This window comes from Glaciecola sp. KUL10 (genome assembly GCF_003203515.1).
Lineage (GTDB): Bacteria > Pseudomonadota > Gammaproteobacteria > Enterobacterales > Alteromonadaceae > Glaciecola.
Genome location: NZ_BGNG01000008.1, coordinates 120,328 through 139,485, shown reverse-complemented (window position 1 = coordinate 139,485; position 19,158 = coordinate 120,328). Strand labels below are relative to the sequence as shown.

At 40.6% G+C, this 19,158-nt stretch carries 20 protein-coding genes; 19 read left to right on the top strand and 1 reads right to left on the bottom strand.

What is annotated here, in order from left to right:
- Positions 1-18 precede the first annotated feature (18 nt).
- From KUL10_RS13950 to purF, 9 genes are all read left to right on the top strand, one after another.
- Positions 19-888, top strand: a complete 870-nt coding sequence (locus tag KUL10_RS13950) for a ScpA family protein (RefSeq protein ID WP_110429557.1) — start codon at positions 19-21, stop codon at positions 886-888.
- Entirely contained in the window at positions 872-1,528 is a 657-nt protein-coding gene (gene scpB, locus KUL10_RS13945) for an SMC-Scp complex subunit ScpB (RefSeq protein ID WP_110429556.1), read from the top strand. The genes KUL10_RS13950 and scpB overlap by 17 nt, the downstream gene beginning before the upstream one ends.
- Positions 1,529-1,713: 185 nt before the next feature.
- Entirely contained in the window at positions 1,714-2,631 is a 918-nt protein-coding gene (rluB, locus tag KUL10_RS13940; RefSeq protein ID WP_110429611.1) for a 23S rRNA pseudouridine(2605) synthase RluB, read from the top strand.
- A gap of 15 nt (positions 2,632-2,646) precedes the next feature.
- Positions 2,647-3,444: a tRNA pseudouridine(38-40) synthase TruA gene (gene truA / locus KUL10_RS13935; protein WP_110429555.1), complete on the top strand. Its 798-nt coding sequence runs from the start codon at positions 2,647-2,649 to the stop codon at positions 3,442-3,444.
- Positions 3,445-3,564: 120 nt separating this feature from the next.
- Positions 3,565-4,422 carry an acetyl-CoA carboxylase, carboxyltransferase subunit beta gene (gene accD, locus KUL10_RS13930; RefSeq protein ID WP_110429554.1) on the top strand — a complete coding sequence of 286 codons (858 nt, stop codon included), beginning with the start codon at positions 3,565-3,567 and terminating at the stop codon, positions 4,420-4,422.
- 79 nt (positions 4,423-4,501) lie between these two features.
- Positions 4,502-5,830 carry a bifunctional tetrahydrofolate synthase/dihydrofolate synthase gene (gene folC, locus KUL10_RS13925; RefSeq protein WP_110429553.1) on the top strand — a complete coding sequence of 443 codons (1,329 nt, stop codon included), beginning with the start codon at positions 4,502-4,504 and terminating at the stop codon, positions 5,828-5,830.
- Positions 5,831-5,914: 84 nt separating this feature from the next.
- Entirely contained in the window at positions 5,915-6,592 is a 678-nt protein-coding gene (locus tag KUL10_RS13920; protein ID WP_110429552.1) for an SPOR domain-containing protein, read from the top strand.
- Positions 6,593-6,711: 119 nt separating this feature from the next.
- Positions 6,712-7,203: a CvpA family protein gene (locus KUL10_RS13915; RefSeq protein ID WP_110429610.1), complete on the top strand. Its 492-nt coding sequence runs from the start codon at positions 6,712-6,714 to the stop codon at positions 7,201-7,203.
- Between the two features lie 15 nt (positions 7,204-7,218).
- Complete coding sequence (purF, locus tag KUL10_RS13910) at positions 7,219-8,736, top strand: amidophosphoribosyltransferase (RefSeq protein WP_110429551.1); 1,518 nt, start codon at positions 7,219-7,221, stop codon at positions 8,734-8,736.
- A gap of 115 nt (positions 8,737-8,851) precedes the next feature.
- Here purF and KUL10_RS13905 read toward each other — a convergent pair whose 3' ends face one another.
- Positions 8,852-9,457 carry a Yip1 family protein gene (locus KUL10_RS13905; protein ID WP_110429550.1) on the bottom strand — a complete coding sequence of 202 codons (606 nt, stop codon included), beginning with the start codon at positions 9,455-9,457 and terminating at the stop codon, positions 8,852-8,854.
- 468 nt (positions 9,458-9,925) lie between these two features.
- Here KUL10_RS13905 and KUL10_RS13900 point away from each other — a divergent pair, with 468 nt between their 5' ends.
- From KUL10_RS13900 to KUL10_RS13855, 10 genes are all read left to right on the top strand, one after another.
- Complete coding sequence (locus KUL10_RS13900; protein ID WP_110429549.1) at positions 9,926-10,690, top strand: tRNA isopentenyl-2-thiomethyl-A-37 hydroxylase MiaE; 765 nt, start codon at positions 9,926-9,928, stop codon at positions 10,688-10,690.
- Positions 10,691-11,036: 346 nt separating this feature from the next.
- Positions 11,037-11,780, top strand: coding sequence for a 5'/3'-nucleotidase SurE (gene surE / locus KUL10_RS13895; protein ID WP_110429548.1), 744 nt, complete (start codon positions 11,037-11,039; stop codon positions 11,778-11,780).
- A 155-nt stretch (positions 11,781-11,935) separates the two neighbouring features.
- Positions 11,936-12,553, top strand: coding sequence for a GTP cyclohydrolase II (ribA, locus tag KUL10_RS13890; RefSeq protein ID WP_110429547.1), 618 nt, complete (start codon positions 11,936-11,938; stop codon positions 12,551-12,553).
- 13 nt (positions 12,554-12,566) lie between these two features.
- Positions 12,567-13,472 carry a sulfotransferase gene (locus KUL10_RS13885; RefSeq protein ID WP_110429546.1) on the top strand — a complete coding sequence of 302 codons (906 nt, stop codon included), beginning with the start codon at positions 12,567-12,569 and terminating at the stop codon, positions 13,470-13,472.
- The gene (locus tag KUL10_RS13880; protein ID WP_110429545.1) at positions 13,469-14,173 is read left to right on the top strand and encodes a CDP-alcohol phosphatidyltransferase family protein; all 705 of its coding nucleotides are present in this window, start codon (positions 13,469-13,471) and stop codon (positions 14,171-14,173) included. The genes KUL10_RS13885 and KUL10_RS13880 overlap by 4 nt, the downstream gene beginning before the upstream one ends.
- Positions 14,142-15,182: a glycosyltransferase family 4 protein gene (locus KUL10_RS13875; RefSeq protein ID WP_110429544.1), complete on the top strand. Its 1,041-nt coding sequence runs from the start codon at positions 14,142-14,144 to the stop codon at positions 15,180-15,182. Before KUL10_RS13880 ends, KUL10_RS13875 begins: the two co-directional genes overlap by 32 nt.
- Entirely contained in the window at positions 15,175-15,819 is a 645-nt protein-coding gene (locus KUL10_RS13870; protein WP_158525393.1) for an isoprenylcysteine carboxylmethyltransferase family protein, read from the top strand. Before KUL10_RS13875 ends, KUL10_RS13870 begins: the two co-directional genes overlap by 8 nt.
- On the top strand, positions 15,819-16,523 hold the full coding sequence (locus KUL10_RS13865) for a class I SAM-dependent methyltransferase (RefSeq protein WP_110429542.1): 705 nt from the start codon (positions 15,819-15,821) through the stop codon (positions 16,521-16,523). The genes KUL10_RS13870 and KUL10_RS13865 overlap by 1 nt, the downstream gene beginning before the upstream one ends.
- Entirely contained in the window at positions 16,523-17,326 is an 804-nt protein-coding gene (locus tag KUL10_RS13860; RefSeq protein WP_110429541.1) for a class I SAM-dependent methyltransferase, read from the top strand. The genes KUL10_RS13865 and KUL10_RS13860 overlap by 1 nt, the downstream gene beginning before the upstream one ends.
- A gap of 15 nt (positions 17,327-17,341) precedes the next feature.
- The gene (locus tag KUL10_RS13855; protein WP_110429540.1) at positions 17,342-19,156 is read left to right on the top strand and encodes a sulfatase-like hydrolase/transferase; all 1,815 of its coding nucleotides are present in this window, start codon (positions 17,342-17,344) and stop codon (positions 19,154-19,156) included.
- Positions 19,157-19,158 lie beyond the last annotated feature (2 nt).

The window sequence follows — 19,158 nt, the reverse complement described above, 5'->3', positions numbered from 1 at the left end:
ACGGCTGATGCGATTCTGATGAACGATGAAACATTTGACAATGACAACAATCAAGCTGTTTCGCTTGAACAGTCAAGTGCGCAAATCACCGAACAACAACCGCTTGCATTGGCCTTTGTTAATGGTGAGGCGGTTGTTGAAAAGCCCGAAGACTTATACATTCCACCAGATGCGCTTGAAGTTATTCTTGAGCGCTTCGAAGGTCCGCTTGACCTGTTGCTTTACCTGATCAGAAGACAAAAATTCGACATCGTAGACTTACCTGTTTTACAAATAACTAAGCAATACATGGCATACGTCGAGGTTATGACGGATATTAAGTTAGAGCTTGCCGGTGAATATCTGTTGATGGCAGCCATGCTCGCAGAAATAAAGTCTCGCTTGTTATTGCCAAAACTAAATGAAGATGACGAAGAAGAGTTAGATCCTCGCGCAGAACTCATTCGTCGATTAAAAGCCTACGAACAAATTAAAAAAGCGGCTGAAGAACTTGATGCAGCTCCGCGCAAAGAGCGTGACTTTTTTGTGGCGAAAGCAGAGACGAGTGATAACGTACAACCGATTAAACACTTACCACAGGTCACACTAAAAGAAGTTGCATTTGCATTTGCGCAAGCGATGAAACGTGCGGATGCATTTGAGCATCATCAAATCGAAAAAGAAGTGCTGTCAACGCGAGAACGCATGTCACAGGTATTAGCACAACTAAATAGTTACACGTTTATGCGACTAGAAGATTTGTTGACGCCTGAGCAGGGCAAAGCAGGAGTGGTGGTCACATTTATTGCTATTTTAGAGCTAAGCAAAGAAGGATTAGTCGTGTTTGAGCAAGAAAAAGCATTTTCTGCTTTGCATGTTAAGCTGGGTGAATATGAACAAAATCAATGACACACAATTAAAACAGTTAGTTGAAGCCGCTATTTTTGCAGCTGACCATCCAGTGACTATCGATAAACTAAGAGAAACAGTATTAGACGGCTTTGATGTCGCAAAGAAACAAATCAATAAAGTCTTGGGCGAATTAGTGTTAGACTATGCGCCGCGAGGAATCAAGCTTGTTGAGTTAGCGTCGGGCTACCGTTTTCAAACCGACCCTGCATTGGGTCATCAGCTCAGTAAGTTGTGGCAAGAAAATGCACCTAAATACAGTCGGGCAATGTTAGAAACGCTATCGCTGATCGCATATAAACAGCCAATTACACGCGGTGAAATTGAAGAAATTAGAGGTGTCAGTGTCAGCAGCCATATTATTAAATCACTGACTGAGCGCGATTGGATTGCTGCGATTGGACACAAAGAGGTCCCAGGCAGACCTGCCTTATTTGCAACCACCAAAACATTTTTGGATTACTTTGGTTTAAATTCACTGGACCAACTGCCGTCTGCTGAGATGTTTAACGAAGAGTTGGATTGGGTGGCAGATGATTTTGAGCAAAACGCCTCAAATACAGAAACAACTATATCAGCTGATGACGCCAAGATTGAAGAGCAAGACCAAAGCGATCAGCAAACAGGACCATTACACTAATGAAGCAAGATAAAAAAAGCAGTGCCAAAAAGAACAGTGCTTTCAAAAAGGGCAATTCCACAAATAGAGGCGCTGCTTCTGACCTAAAACCATTTGCTAAATCGACAAAAACCAATTCAAAATCGGCGAAGCCGAAAGCCGCTAAAGCTGAATCAGCTGAACTCAAAACAAGCGCTTCAACAAAAATATCGGCAAAAGAGTTAAGTAAGCAAAAAGACGACACCGGCGAAAAGCTTCAAAAAGTACTTGCCAATAACGGCGTCGGTTCACGTCGTGAGATGGAACGTTGGATCGAAGCCGGTCGGGTTTCAATAAACGGTAAACTTGCTAAATTAGGCGATAGAGTCATGGCTGCCGATCAACTTCGAGTCGATGGTCACATTGTATCCAGAAGTAAAGAAAACTCCGCCTGTCGAGTATTAATGTACAACAAACCAGAGGGCGAGCTTTGCTCACGAAACGACCCTGAAGGTCGCCCGACCGTATTTGACCGTTTACCTAAAATAGATAATGACCGTTGGATCGCAGTAGGGCGTTTGGACATTAACACGGGTGGCTTACTGCTGTTTACCAATGACGGTGAGTTAGCCAACCGTTTAATGCATCCTCGCCATGAAGTCGAGCGCGAGTACGCGGTGAGAATTTTTGGCGAAGTCACGCCTGCCATGCTTCGTAGCCTACAAAAAGGCGTTGAACTAGACGACGGCATGGCTAAATTCAATAACATTCACGTGAGGCCTTCAGAAGAAGAAAGCCAAAATCAATGGTTTAATGTCACGCTTAGTGAAGGTAAAAACCGTGAAGTGAGACGACTTTGGGAGTCGCAGGGCGTGCAAGTTAGTCGTTTGATGCGTGTTCGATACGGACCACTTGAACTCCAAAAAAGGCTACCTCAAGGTGCATGGATAGAGCTAGAGTTGAGTCGTATCAACCAATTGAGATCACTTGTTCAATTAGACAAAGAAACCGTAACCAAGATCCATACGCCACAAGATAAGCTTGATCATACTCAACTAAGCCGTATGCGTCGTTCGGTAAAAAAACACAAGACAACAAAATCAAATCAACGTCAGCGCAATGCTAGTATTGCGCGCAAGAGATAAACAGAACTCAGATTTATGCGAATTGCTTTATGTATTGAATACGATGGCGCAAGTTATTCAGGTTGGCAACGTCAAAGCCATCGACTATGCGTGCAAGAGTGCGTTGAAACAGCCATCGAGAAAGTCTCAGAAAAACACCACGATATTACCTGCGCAGGCAGGACCGATGCGGGTGTGCATGCAACCTATCAAGTCGTTCATTTTGATACCGATGTGGTGCGTCCTTTAACAGCATGGACAAGAGGGCTAAATAGTAATCTGCCTGATACAGTTTGCGTGCGGTGGGCAAAAGAAATGAACGATGATTTTCATGCGCGTTTTTCTGCAACCGCAAGGCGTTATCGTTATATTATTTTTAACGATGAACTTCGTCCCGGGATTTTAAAAGGCGGTGTCTCTCACGTTTATTACCCATTAAATGCGGAATTAATGAATCAAGCCGCTCAATGTTTGGTGGGTGAGCATGATTTCACTTCGTTTAGAGCAGCCAATTGTCAATCAAAAACACCCTTTAGAACGGTTAAAAAAATACACGTTTATCGCCAAGGGAAATACATCATTATGGATGTCGAAGCTAACGCGTTTCTGCATCATATGGTAAGAAACTTTATTGGTACTTTAATGGTCGTAGGGCGTGAACTCGAACCTGTTTCATGGGTAGAGCACGTATTAAAACTCAAAAATAGAGTAGAGGCTGGGATCACTGCTAAGCCAAATGGCCTTTACCTGATAGACGTTGAATACCCAGCGCACTTTGAATTGCCAAAAAGCGATCTTGGGCCTTTGTTTTTGCAGTCATATACAGCTTCTTAGACCAGTTTTGTTTTCGGTTTATGCTCAGAATATGATTTAATGCACGGCAATGAGTCAACGTTAAAACAAAATGTTGAAAAACAAACTAAAATAACAAGCATTTGTTGATAGGAATTTGAAATGAGTTGGATTGGAAAGATACTTCCACGCACACAGTCAGGCACTAAAAGTAATGTACCTGAAGGAATATGGACTAAATGTGGTGCGTGTAATGCTGTACTTTATAAAACTGAACTCGAAAAACAGTTAGAAGTTTGCCCTAAATGTGATCATCACATGCGCATTACCGCCCGCGCTCGTATCAATGCATTTTTGGACAGTACAGATCGCGAGGAAATCGGTTCAGACCTTGAGCCTCAAGATGTATTAAAGTTTAAAGACTCAAAAAAATACAAAGACCGTATCACATCCGCGCAAAAAGCAACCAACGAGAAAGATGCCCTAGTCGTCATGAAAGGCAAACTCAATGGCATGCCGGTGGTAGTCGCTTCATTTGAATTTGCCTTTATGGGAGGTTCAATGGCCTCTGTTGTAGGTGCAAGGTTTGTCGCGGCCGTGAATGCGTGTTTAGAAAATAATTGCCCATTAGTCTGCTTTTCTACAAGTGGTGGCGCTCGTATGCAAGAAGCATTGTTGTCGCTGATGCAAATGGCAAAAACCAGCGCGGCGCTCGCTAAAATGAGTAAAAAAGGCTTACCCTACATCTCAGTGCTTACAGACCCAACGATGGGTGGTGTATCCGCAAGCTTAGCGATGCTAGGTGATGTTAATGTCGCTGAACCTAAAGCGTTGATTGGCTTTGCAGGTCCTCGTGTTATCGAGCAAACGGTGCGAGAAAAGCTGCCTGCAGGCTTTCAACGCAGCGAGTTCTTACTTGAAAAAGGGGCAATCGATATGATCGTAGATCGCCGTCAAATGCGTGATAAGCTTTATTCTGTATTGAGTAAGCTCCACTTTCATCACCTGAAAGAAGCATAATTTTTATAAGTAATTTGCGCATGGGCTGATTTATCAACGAATCAAGATAAAAAATCGCATGCGCTAGCAGGAAACTAAATTGGCAGACAAGTCTCTCGACCAATGGCTTCAAGAAATTGAATCAAACCATCCGGTAGGCATCGATATGGGGCTCAGCCGATGTGCTCAAGTCCTTTCACACCTCAATATTAACTTTGATAAAAAATTAGTCATTACTGTTGCGGGGACTAATGGCAAAGGCACCACTTGCGCGTTTATCGAACAATACTGCTTGCTCGCTGGTTTAAGTGTGGGTGTGTTTTCATCTCCGCACATTCTTTCTTTTTGTGAACGCATCCGACTCAATGGTGAAAATATCAGTGAAGAAGCGCTTTGTAGCGTTTTTGAGCACATAAACCAAAGCAAAAAAGAGACTACCCTTACTTATTTTGAATATGCCACTCTTGCGGCCTTTGAGGCTTTCAATCGTGAGCAGCCCGACGTCCTTATATTAGAAGTCGGATTGGGCGGGCGATTAGACGCTGTAAATATCGTTGATCCTGATATCGCTGTGATTACTAGTATTGGGCTTGATCATCAAGATTGGTTGGGTGATACGCGTGAAGAAATTGGTTTTGAAAAGGCTGGTATTTTTCGCTCAAATGCATATACAGTCATTGGTGAGCCTGATTGCCCAAAGAGTATCTTGTCACATGCTGAAACCTTAGGTGTTTCGCCAATGCTCCGTGGCCGCGACTTCCACTATTGCGAAGTCAATCAAGAAGCCCGCGTGGGTGAGTATAAATTTGATGTGAGTCTAGCCAATATTCCTAAACAGAATGTGGCGACAGGTTTGGCTGCCATTGCGTTAATGAACAAGCATCAAAAGCTAAAAATAGCTGTTGAGCAAAAAGGCCTAGAGACGATCGACTTAGCAGATTTATTTGCCAATAAAGCGCGCTTTGATAGTTTGTTGTGCTCAACCCAACTAGCGGGAAGGCATCAGGTTATTCAGCCAAGAATCAACGGGCAACAAGCCTTGATAATTGCCGATGTCGCTCACAATGAAGACTCTGCCGTGCAACTTCGTAAAATGATAGCGTGCAATCTTCAAGGAAAATGTCACATTGTTATTGGCATGCTAAAAGACAAGAATATAGAAGTCAGCATCAAAGCCTTTGAGGGTTTAAATACGATTTGGTACTGCGTCACTTTACCCAGTGAACGCGGTGAATCAGCGGCTCGACTCGTCAAAGCTGCCTCAAAGTTATCTGATACTTCAAACACCCTTGCATCATCTGACGGTTTTGATACTGTAGAGCAGGCGTTTTTAAAAGCGAAAACAGAGGCTTATCCTCAAGATACGATTTTGGTCATGGGCTCTTTTTTAACTGTTTCGGCTGTTATGTCCTTGTTGTCTGATGCATAATCTCATAATCAGCCTTGAGCGCATCTTGTAAGTAGCTTTTTAATCGTGGTCCTTTTAACTATATGACAGCTTGGAGTCAGTTTTTTGTCTAGCGCACTGCAAAATAGATTGGTCGGTACAATAATCATTGTCGCGTTGGTAGTTATTTTTCTACCTGACTTACTTGATGGTGAAAAGCAGTCAAATAACGCTACTTTTGTTGATGTGCCTGTCAATAATTTAGAAATTGAAGTTGAAGCTCCTGATGAGTTTCCCGCCGAAGCGGTAATCAATGCAACGCGTCGCCCAGTTGAAATTATCGATGAATCTGATGTAACAGATTCTGAACTTTCTCAGTCGAGTTTATCAAACGAAATTGATTCCACTATCCCAGATTCACAAGCTGAAGAGCAAACTGTCGTTAAGGAAACCCTTGAGTCAGCTGTTGATATTGCTCAGGCAACTCAAGCAACTGGCACAACGGATGATAGCCTTGCCAAGCAAACAGTTACCACCCCTCAAAGTATTAGAGACGATGCTGGCTGGGTTGTGCAGTTAGGCAGTTTCAGACACCAAAAAAATGTGAATGAACTTTTGGATAAGCTCGACGCTGCCGGGTATCGAGCATTCAGTCGAAGAGTTGATACTAGTGCAGGGCGCTTGACCAAGGTTTTCGTTGGTCCTGAGCTTACTAGAGAGACGCTTGATAACGCGCTTCCTCATCTTAATGAAGCAACGGGACTTAAAGGTAAAGTTACCTCGTTTGCTGAAGCAACAAATTGAAATGCGATAAATAGCTAAATAAACGGTTTTATTATTGGCGCGGAATAAGCCTTCTGTTAGAATGCGCGCCATTGTCAAGAGTTGGTGTGTTTCAGGCACATACAGGCGAAAAGTCTTCTATGAATTGGTTTGATTTTGCCATTATTGGTGTGATTGCTTTTTCTGCTCTCATCAGTATTGTCCGCGGTTTTATGAAAGAAGCCATCTCATTAGTGGTTTGGTTTTCTGCGCTTTTTATTGCCAGCCAATTTTATCCCCAACTCGCCAGTTTTCTTACTCAAATCTCAGACACTCTAGTACGTAATGGGGTGGCTATCGCCATTTTGTTTATTGCGACGCTTATTGCAGGAGCAATGTTAAACTTTATTATTTCAAAGCTTGTTCAAGCGACAGGTTTAAGCGGAACAGACCGCGTTTTAGGTGCTGTGTTTGGTGCGCTCAGAGGCGTGCTAGTGGTTAGCGCATTGTTATTTTTTATGGATACCTTTACACCCGCTTCAAAAAGCCAGTGGTGGTCTGATTCTGTTCTACTCCCAGAGTTTGCAATTATCATTGATTGGTTTTTTGAGTATGTAAAAGGCAGTTCAAGTTTTATCTCTCCAAGCAATTAAAAAGGGTTAGCTTATATGTGTGGTATTGTTGGTATCGTGGGTAAAGGGCCAGTCAACCAAGACTTGTACGATGCACTAATTGTGTTGCAGCATCGTGGTCAAGATGCTGCGGGGATCATGACTATCAACGATGGTATGTTCCACCTTCGTAAAGAGAATGGCTTGGTGCGCGACGTATTTCGGACACGTCACATGAAACGTTTGTCTGGGAATTTTGGTATCGGTCATTGTCGTTATCCTACCGCCGGCTCTTCTAGCTCTGCCGAGGCACAACCTTTTTACGTAAACTCACCATTTGGTATTGCTTTTGCTCATAACGGCAACCTTACCAATGCGTTTGAATTACAAGATGAGGTATATCGAATTGCCCGTCGCCACATTAATACCACTTCAGACTCTGAGCTCTTGTTAAATATTTTTGCTCATTCTTTGCAAAATACCGGCACGATGGAAGTCCAGCCACAAGAAATCTTTGATGCAGTCAAAACTGTGCATCAAAAAATCAAAGGCGCATATGCGGTGGTGGCAGCTATCATTGGGCAGGGAATGGTAGCGTTTCGTGACCCCCACGGTATTCGTCCTTTGGTGCTAGGCAAACGTACTACTGAAAGCGGTGACGAGTACATGGTCGCTTCTGAGAGTGTGGCGCTTAACGCGGTAGGGTTTAAGTTCATTCGTGATGTGGCGCCTGGCGAAGCAGTTTATGTGAGCGAAAAAGGGGAGCTATTTACTCAACAATGCGCCGAAAACCCAGCCTGTACTCCTTGCATATTTGAATTCGTTTACTTCGCAAGACCTGACTCGGAAATTGATGGCATTTCGGTTTACGCCTCGCGCGTTAACATGGGGCGCAAATTAGGCGAAAAGATTGCACGTGAATGGGCAGATAAAGACATTGATGTGGTTATTCCGATTCCAGAAACATCTATGGATGTTGCCTTACAAATTGCGAACACATTGGATAAGCCTTACCGCCAGGGGTTTGTAAAAAATCGTTATATAGGCCGAACCTTTATTATGCCAGGCCAAAAAATGCGCAGAAAATCTGTGCGCAGAAAACTTAATGCGATTGGATCTGAGTTTAAAGGTAAAAATGTGCTGCTTGTAGATGATTCTATTGTACGCGGAACGACATCAGAACAAATTATTGAAATGGCCAGAGAGTCGGGCGCGAAAAAAGTATATTTTGCTTCAGCCGCACCAGAAATTCGTTTCCCAAATGTTTACGGAATTGATATGCCATCTGCTAATGAACTCATTGCTTATGGCAGAGAAATCGAACAGATAAGTGAGTGCATCAAGTCAGATGGGTTGATTTTTCAGGATATAAGCGATTTAGTGGAAGCCGTAAAAGAAGAAAACCCAAATCTTAAAGGCTTTGAAACCTCAGTGTTTGACGGAAATTATATCACTGGTGACGTTGATCAGGCCTATTTAGAGCGAATTGATTCAGCGAGAAGTGAAAAAGCGAAGGCAAACCCTAAGGTTCAAACTGAATTGAGCAACTTAGAAATGCACAATATGGATTCATAAGTTATTGGTTCATATTGCGCCGGAAGTGAAATCAAATGATTGACATTAGAAAGCCCCAATAAAATGGGGCTTTTTGCTATTCAAAGATAATGCGGTATCCTTGTGCTCAATACCGCTAAGCGTATTGAGGGCCTAAACCAACGCTCCATAAAATCACAGACAATGCCATAAGAATGACAAGAAGGACTAGCCCACAGGTTACAACCGAACTTGAAAAGATAAACCCTTTTTCTTCTGGTATATGCAACATAATCGGCACACCAGAGTAGAGCAGATAAACTGAGTAAGATAAGCCAACTAGGCCAATCGTCATAATGAACCACAGCTCAGGATAAAACGCGCTAAATCCAGTCATAAATAGTGGAGTTGCTGTATAGGCTGCTATTTCTAAAGATTGAGTGTAATTGGGGTGGGTGTCAAACGACTTTGCTAATTCATGGATTAATATCGCAAGCGCTATCACACCAACAATAAGGCCAAAATACATAGCCACAGCCATGCTCATTGCACTTGTCTGGGTGAGTTTAATGACATCTGCCGTAGGACCTGCGCCAATATCCCAACCCAAATATGCCGAGGCATAATAAGCCATACCAGCGGGTATAAGTGCAATCACCATGATATGGCTTAATGCATAAAAATAACTTTCGTGTTGTCTATCAATGGTTGCCCATTCTTCTTTTGGGTGAGTGTAAATACCCCATAAATGATTCAATATCATTTGTTGCTCCTAATGTGATGAGTCAAACTCATTCTCTGTCTTACCCTGATGAAGCTCGATCCGCATTAAGAGCCATATGTCAGGTCTTTTGTTTGACCGTAAATCCTTATAATTTTTACGGTTAATTCTATTCCGTCTTTACTTGTACAATATTTATTCTCAAATGTCACTATATTGTTACAGTGTTAACTCTTTAGTTAACAGCTTATTTACATTTAGTGTGGTTGTGCTCATGCGATTTTGCAAATATTAATTTGCTATAGGCTTTTCGAAGGCATTCACTATACGAATGATGCCCTCCCAATTGTGTGTACACGTCAGTATTATCAAATCAGAAAACTGATTTGATAATACTGATTACCGCTAACCCGTTCCGATACCTGTTAAATTATTACTTTATGGAAATGTGTGATTTTGGTATTTCATGGTAAACTCTGTGGGTGTTTTGTAATGTAAGCAGTTTTAGTCGTGTCTTATTCTGAACTATTAAGTCCAATAAAATCCTTTCTTAAATGTGACACCCCAGACAAATGGATTGAACAAGCTAAAAAGCCAGAGAATTTACCTGTGATTTTAAGGGACCATCTCGCGTGTGAATTAAAAGCAGGGCAGACTGCACTTTTTCTTATTCGAAAATATGCGGTGGATAAAGAGAGTGGTAAAGCACTTATTGAGTGGCTTGAACCCTACGAAGATTTTTTGTATCGGAAACAGGGCGACTTACATTCTTTAGCCAAAAAGAATAACTTATCAAAATCTATCCAGCCAAAAAAGAATTCGCCTTATGGTAAAGACCTTATTGATAAAATGGTGTTACTGATAAAAGAAGAATTACATCATTTTTATCAGGTGTTAGAGATTATGGTAGAGCGTGATATTCCTTTTGATGGGATAACTGCGGGACGTTATGCCAAAGGCATGATGAAGAACGTCAAAACGCATGAACCTGACGCTCTAATTGATAAATTGATTATTGGTGCTTACATTGAAGCTCGTTCATGTGAACGGTTTGCAAAGTTAGCTCCGCACCTTGATGATGAACTATGTAAATTCTATGTGTCATTATTGCGCTCGGAAGCCCGACATTATCAAGACTACCTAGCGTTAGCTCAAAAAATAGCAGGTAAAGACATAACTGAACGAATTACTTTTTTTGGTCAAATTGAGGCTGAACTAATATCTACTCCCGATACTGATTTTAAGTTTCACAGTGGTGTCCCCCTAATCGTCTAGTTATCAAACAATAAAAGCTACAATTGTTAGGCTGTTTTACTTTCTGGGCTTTCCCAATAAAGCTTCAGTTTCAAGGAAGAAAACCTTTTTCAGTTTTTTATTCCCTCTTGTTTAATTTTTTCAGGATAGGTTCTATATTGCCTATTCGCACTTGTAACCTCAACTTAATGAAATACTACGTTACTAATGCCTGCTCAATGGCGACTGAATCAAGTTTATAAAGTTGCATTCTATGGCTTCGGGGTATTGAATGTTAAATAGCTTGGGTTCGATGCAATTGTGCTCCTTTATTGGTGTAAATCTCGAAACATAAATGGTTAATAATGGGAAAAGGAAGTTTATTGATATGAAAATACTTTTGAGTAACGACGATGGTGTGTTTGCACTGGGATTAAACACACTCTATCAGTACTTGAGTCAACAACATGATGTGACTGTGATAGCGCCTGATCGGAACTGTAGCGGAATGAGCAATGCTCTTTCCTTGCATTCACCCTTAAGAATACAAAAGATGGATAACGGGTTTTACTCAGTAAATGGTACCCCTTCAGATTGTGTACAGGTTGGCATAAATTGCTTTTTAAAAGAAGAGCCTCACTTGGTTATTTCAGGCATCAATCACGGTCCAAATCTTGGAGATGACATCATTTATTCTGGGACAGTCGCTGCCGCATTTGAGGGGCGTCACATGGGGCTTCCTGCAATAGCTGTATCGACATGCAGTAAAGAAGTTAAACACTTAGAAAGTGCTGCACAAATTGTTTGTGACTTAGTTTCCAAAATTCAGGAACATCCCCTCAGACCAAACGAAATTTTAAATGTCAATGTGCCAGATATTCCACTTGCGAAAATTAAAGGAATTAAAGCAACCCGCTCAGGAAGAAGGCATCGTGCAGACACAATGATTAAAGATATCGACCCATTCGGAAAAGAAATATTTTGGTATGGAAAGATAGGGATGGAATCAGATGCTGGTGAAGGGACGGACTTTGATGCTGTCAACAATAACTATTGTTCAGTAACCCCGTTGTCTGTAGACATGACGGTGCATGACCATATTGAAAATATGAATTCATGGTTGAAAGATTAAATTCTGCCTCATAATAAAAAAATAATGTAAAAAAAATATGTGTCTGCAACTTTCTTAAATTACCGGCGTAAATGGATATATGACAATAAAAAATTAGTGTGAAAATAATGGTAGAGAAAACCGGTCTATCATTAATTCAACAAAAAGGAACTTTCATGCCAAACCCTCACGACTTATATGAATATGTCAGTAGTGCGAAACTCCCGACTCGCTTTGGTGAGTTTCGTATCCATGGATTCGTAGAAAAACAAACTCAGAAAGAACATATCGCATTGTCTTTCGGAAAGTGGGGACCCAATGATGTTTTACAAATCCGAATACACTCTGAATGTTTGACCGGAGACGCCTTATTTAGCACAAAATGCGACTGCGGGTTCCAGCTTGAAAAAGCTTTGCAAAATGTAGTCGCTGACTCAAGAGGTATTATTTTATACCTTCGTCAAGAAGGCCGTGGGATCGGCCTAATCAATAAGATAAAAGCGTATCAGCTTCAAGATCAAGGTTTTGATACTGTCGAAGCTAATAATCATTTGGGGTTTGATGCAGATTTAAGATCATATGATATTTGCAAGTTTATGCTTGAATCATTGGATGTAAAAAATGTGTACTTGATGACGAATAATCCCAAAAAGGTTCGAGCACTAGAAAAGTTAGGGGTAAATATACTTGCTCGCCATCCGATTGATCATGGCATGACAAAAGATAATGTGGGGTATTTAAGAACGAAGACAGAAAAATTAGGCCATCATTTTGATGTCGCTAAATTAAAGTAGGTCATCGACTAAAATGAACGAATTTTCAGTTGATCACGCATTAGTGAATAAAGACAGACTGCTTCCATCATTCTTGATAATAGGCGGTATCAAATGCGGGACATCTTCACTCTATCGTTATTTGAGTGAGCACCCGAACGTGCTGCCATCAATGGAGAAAGAGCCAGGTTATTTTTCACATGCTTCTCTACCGAAGTTGATAGCAAACTTTGATAAATACTGCTCATTATTTCCAGAACGCAGCCATGAAGGCGCTATCAAAACTAATTGGGTTGACTTAGCAGCTAATCAAACGTTTTCAGAATCGTCCTTATCCTTTATTAAAAAAGCAAATACGCATTACATCAGTTTCGAAGCTACTGCTAACACCTATTTCAGTGCAAAACCAGGTCTTGTTAAAACAGTGCTTCCGAACGCCAAAATAATAATGTTGGTGAGAGACCCAGCTTTGCGTTTTATATCGCACTACCGAATGTTTAAACGCTTTAACAGGGAAGGTCGAGAGGGTTTTGATATGCCCCCTCTTTTAGCGTTTGTTAATCAAGAAATAAGAGCATTTAAAGAAAAAAAATCCACACGCATATTACATCAAGGACGCTATATTGACTATCTAAGAAGATGGAGGGCTGTCTACGGTTCCGAACGTTTGTTAGTGCTGCCAACCGGGATATTTGAAAACCCTTTGATAGGCAATAATGCATTGGCTCAAATTACCGACTTTCTTGATTTACCACGCCATGATTTTTCTTCTCATTTAAAGGTGAAACACAACCAGGCTCAAAAGATCCCTATGAATGAAAGGGTGCTTGAGCGGTTAAATCATTTTTACAAGCGTTCTAATCAACAGTTGAATAGCGAGTTTGGTATTAGCTTTGATAGCAAATATGATGAAACTGCATCTTCAATGAGGGGAGCATGATGCAGAAAGTGAGTCATTATGCTAAGTCTTGTTCATTAGAGCTGTGGTCCAATTACCATGCTCTATTCACATTACTCGCGACAATTGCAGCTACTGCGCTTCATTCGTTTATTCCATTAATACTAATAAGTATCTTATCGTTTGCTTATCTAGTTTTTAATCAGTCGAGAGCAATTACTGACGCTAAGCCATTAAATAGTCCAGCAAATTATGTCACTGCAATACGATGTTTAATAGTCGTCTATTGTTTCATGAATTTCCAATGGATATCAGTAAGTTGGCTCTTTACACTGTTACTTTGCAATGTGTTTCTAGATGTTTTGGACGGTTACATCGCAAGAAAAACTGGCCAAACGAGCGAATTTGGACGCGTGTTTGATATGGAAGTAGATGCTTTTTTTGTAAATAGTATGGGCCTCTATTTTCTGTTTACCACCAATGTCGGCTATTTAATGCTTTTACCAGGAGTATTGCGTTACTTATACCGTCTAGCCGTTTGGTCTCTTCCACAACCTGATTATCAAGAAACCAAAAAGTTTTATGCAGCGGCACTAGCCGGTATTAATTTTGTATTAATTGTACTCGCGGTTATCGCACCCAACCCTGCACAAATTTACATATTGTTTCTTAGCATCATTTTGGTATCCCTATCTTTTACGATTTCATTTTATGAGTTTTTCCGACATGCAAGCAGACATTAGACCCAATAGAGCAAAACAAAAAGCCATTAGTTTTGTGTGTGAAAGTGCTGAAAACCGGATTTCAGGTGGCTACATTTACAACCAGCAAGTTTTTAAATATTTGACTCAAATCGGCTGGTCAATCACAACGTATACACCTGAGCAATCACTACTGATCGATCCGTCAAACCTTATCATCATAGACAGCATAGCCATTGAAGAATTTGCGACGAGATGGGGGGCACGCCCATTGCCATCTGCACCTATTCTCTTGTGTCACTTACCACCCGAAAAGCAAGTAAAGACTGAAACTGAAGCTTTAGAAAGTGTCGCTTACCTTAAAAGTATGATTGAAAAGTCTCATGTCATCACCACAGGCTCAGCTTGCTCTAGTTACATGATGCAAAATTACAACTTGCTTCAGGAGCAGATCTTCGAGGTTAAGCCCGGGCTAAAGGAAAATTGGCAGTGTAAAACGAGTTACTCGCCACTCCCTTCAAAACTACTAGTAGTGGCAAATCTTATCCCTAATAAAGGCTATGAAATACTGCTGAACTCACTCAGCCAGTTATTAGAATTACCGTGGACGCTTGATATATATGGTGACGAAGGTTTTGCACCACATTATGCACAAGAGATTTTGGCTTCGATAAAATCTAAGCGGTTGAGTGATAGGATTCGCTATCATGGAACAGCTGATCAAGCAGCAATCAATGCAGCAATGGTCAATGCAGATTTGTTCGTTCAATTATCTCCTTATGAACCATATTCGATGGTCAGTTTAGAAGCAATTGCCTCAGGTTTACCTATGCTATCTGCTCAAAGTGGGGAAGTATCTGATTTCATCGAATCAAAAAGCGTAAGGTATTTAAAAACGCATACAATCAATAGCGTTGTCGAAGATCTGAATGATCTGATGACACGCGCAAGTGCTTATTTTGCAATCACGCCAAAGCAAAAGATTGAGGTAAGAAATTGGGAGCAGGTGGGCAGGGAGTTTGCCAATGTTATTGGGCCATTTCATGAATAGCCTTGTCGATATGGAATTTTTGGTAAGTAGCATTATTCTGCTTGCTTACTTTAGTCTTGGCTTAGAGCTTTTGTTTGCTCATGTTCCAAGCATTGCATCTAACAAAGCGATTTGGAAAGCTTCGCCGAAAGTAGTTAATGCTTACCCTTCTGCATATCAGTGGATATTTAAACTACCTAAGCTGAGTAAAGTATTTCTTTTCCTATTGCCCTTGGGGCTTCTTTACGGCGTGTTTTTAATGCCAATCATGATCATATTGGGGTGGGCACCTTGGCTGGCATTGAATACTGCTATTTCAATCTATTTACAGATAATAGGGATTGTACTTATTGTCCTAGGCCGAATTATCACGCTTGTCTCTGTGCGAAATATGATACGTAATCGCGACAAAAGTGGTGAGCAAGGTTTGGTGAAAAAACAAGGGGCTTTTGGTTACTCGCGAAACCCAATTCAAGTGGGAATGTATATGTTTTTAATTGGAGTAAGTTTAAGCCTAGTATCATTTTGGTTGTTTTTGGGTGTTATTTATTATGTTGGCTATATGCACTTTAAAATAAAAATGGAAGAGCAGTATTTATCCAAACAATACGGCGAAAAGTATCTAGAGTACATGCGTTATACAAGGAGGTATTTATAATGAAATCATCAAGTGAACAGCAACAAATTACAAATTGGTTCGATCAAACCTATCGCAAAAAGGGAGACAGATACTTAAGAGATGTTCGCGCTTACCGTTTTTTTCCATCAGTCCTTCGACTTAGCGAAACTGACTCGCTGTTGGATGTTGCATGCGGTTTAGGACGCTTATTACAAGCTGCTAAGGAAACTGGGTGCAGTATTAGTGGCGTGGATATTTCTTCAGTTGCTGTAGAAAAAACCAAGAAGCTCTTTCCAAACGATGATATTCGCGTTGCAAATGCTGAGGCGTTGCCCTTTGAGACAGGTTCTTTTTCGGCAGTCAGTTGCTTGGGGTCATTGGAGCGCATGATCGACCTGTCGGCAGTGCTAGATGAACTACATCGAGTTGGTAACGCAAATGCTCGATATTGTTTTTTGGTGCGCAATTCAGAAACATTGATATGGAAGTGGTTTAAACAACGTTTGGGGATGCGCAATCATGCGGGTCATCAAGGTGCTAAATCCTTTCATGAATGGAATGCTATCTTTATTAGTCATGGTTTTAAGATAGAAAAAGTATTACACGATCAATATCCATTACAGAGACTAAGGAAAATACTAAGTTTTGGATTACTTCAGGTCGATCCCTGCAAGGTACTAGAAAGCCGAATTCCGATTCAACGAACCGGTAAATTTATCTATGTGTTGAGTAAGGTAACCTAATGTCAAAGCAAAATGTATCTGGACTATATGATCAGCTCTCAAGCATGGAGCATCTTATTAAATCTGCGAGCACCTATCCAATCCACAAGCGCTTAAATTTTGCTTCAGAGCCAAGCAACGATATTTATGAATGGATAGTAAATGTCATTGGCCTTCCGAATCAGGGTTTAATAATTGATGCAGGATGTGGAACGGGTTGGGGCTGTCAGTTCATCAGCAAACATTCGAAAGCAGCTATACTTGGTGTAAGCCTTAGTGAACAAGAAATTGAGTTGGCTGATAAGGCCTTAAAAACCAATGAGAACACATTAAAAAATATTCACTTTAAGCAACAGTCGTTTGATGAATTAGCGACTGATAGTGCAGATTTGATCATAGCTGTTGAATCAATAAAACATAGCCAGGATATACGGCTGAGTATCGAAAATATGTTAGCTGCGCTAAGACCAAACGGTAAGTTGATTATTGTCGATGACTTTTATTGCGAGCAAACATTTTCGCAAGATGCCACACAATATATGCAAGACTGGCATCTATATGAAATGTTAAGTGTCCAACATATTCAGGCGTTAAAAAATTCGCTAATACCCATAAAAATACCGCCCCAAATTTTTGACCATACATTCAAAATGCATATCCCAATGAGGGCATGGTCGAGCATGAAGACATTCGTTTGCAACGCAATATTGAGGTTTCGGAAAAATGATTTAGCGCTAAGAGCATTCAAGGGTGGATTTATTCTGGATAAGTTATACGCAGAGCAAAAAATGAAGTACTTAGCTGTTGTGCTTGTGCGTCAATAATAAGGTGAAATTATTATGTTTTGGTTATGCTTGATCCTAGTTAATTTTGCGAGTTTTCTTCCCTTTTATTTGCTTAATTCTCGCCAGCAGCCAAATCCAATTGGATTTGTTTACGAAAGAAGGTTACGCCACCGCCATATAAAAGACTTACTGTTTAGCAAACTTGAGTTTTCTGACCCGTTTAGAGTTAATGTAGAGTTTACGCTTGTTTTGCTATTGTCACTCAGTCTTGCATTACCAACGCTGTTAATCGAATGGTTAGTATCAGGTATCCTACTTGTCTCCTGGGTTTATTCGATTTACCTCTCTATCATGCTGTTTGTTTTTAGCCGCACCCCTGCTTTTTTTAGCGACTATTCGCTGATCAAAACAGGGTTCGTGGTTTTCAAAGGGCGGGCAACATTACTTACGCTGTCAGTATTTGTGGTTGTACTAGCGCTATCCAGTGTCGCCATGTCTATTACACAATGGCTTATTAGTCTTTATCAAGAGAATATAGTGATAAACCTACTAATGGTTAGTTGCATATTATTTATCAGTTTGGGCGATTGGAAAAAGCAGAAAATTTGTCGATTTGATTGGCGAAACACTAAATACAAAGATCTACATTGGAGAAATTGCTTCTCAACACTGCTACATGCTTATCGTAACTATCTATTCTGTCAGAAATATAAACCAATTTTATTAATGTCTGAACAAGACTTTGAAAACAAAAACACCTTTAAACCCCTGTGCTTGTCAAAAAAACCAAACTTTGTATTTCTTTGCATTGAGTCTTACGGCGCAAGAATCTACAAGGACCCAAAGCTTGCCGTGCATTTAGAATCTGTATTTGAGGCCTACAAAGAAAAGTTGATTGAATCTAATTTTCATATCAGCTCTCACTTTTCGACTGCTCCAATTTATTCGGGGGGATCTTGGCTAAGCTACTGTTCATTTATGTATGGCACAAAGATTGAAAATACTTGCTTGTACGAGACAATGTTTGAAGCTTCGGGTAACTTTTCAGTCTACGAATCTCTTTTTCATATATTGCATCGCAATGGGTACCAGAACGTCTTAAGTTCACCAATGGGCGGTGTTGATGACAAAGACATTAACTGGGACTCAATAGAGCGCTGCTTTCAATCCGATCACATCGTTAATTGGGAAAAATTAAACTTTCAAGGCAATACACTTCCTTTCTTTGGGTTAAAGAAACGTTATTGTGCTCCTGATCAGTACGTCATCAATCACGCTTATGAAGAGGCTAAGAACAAAACTGATGGCCCCTTTTCTGTTTTTTATTGCACGATGAATTCTCATATTCCTTGGATATCCCCATTGCATGTGGAAGAGGAATGGAAAACTCTGAATCAGAGAGAGCATAAAGTAGCGATCACAACTGATAATCTTTCTTCGAATCACGATAAATATATCGCTTCAATAAAATATCAACTCGAGTGTGTACTGGATTTCGCAATAAGGACTAAGGATGACAATCTAGTGCTTGTTGTTTTTGGTGACCACCAACCTCCACTTATTTCAATACCTCGAATGGGACTAGAAACCCCTATTCATATCATTAGTAAACATAAAGGCTTTGTCGAGTATTTCCATCAACATGGATTCAAGAAGGGAATAAATTTGCGCGGACACGGACAAAAAAAAGACCATACACCAATTAAACATGAAGGTTTTATGAGTCTTTTTGTCAACGCTTGCAGCGCAAACTTTACAGATGAAAAACATGAGTTTCAAATCTACCCCAATGGTATGGCACTAGTTGAAAATGAGCCATCAGTGCAACAAATCGACCCACAAGAAATAAAAAACAGTAATGGAAACTAAGG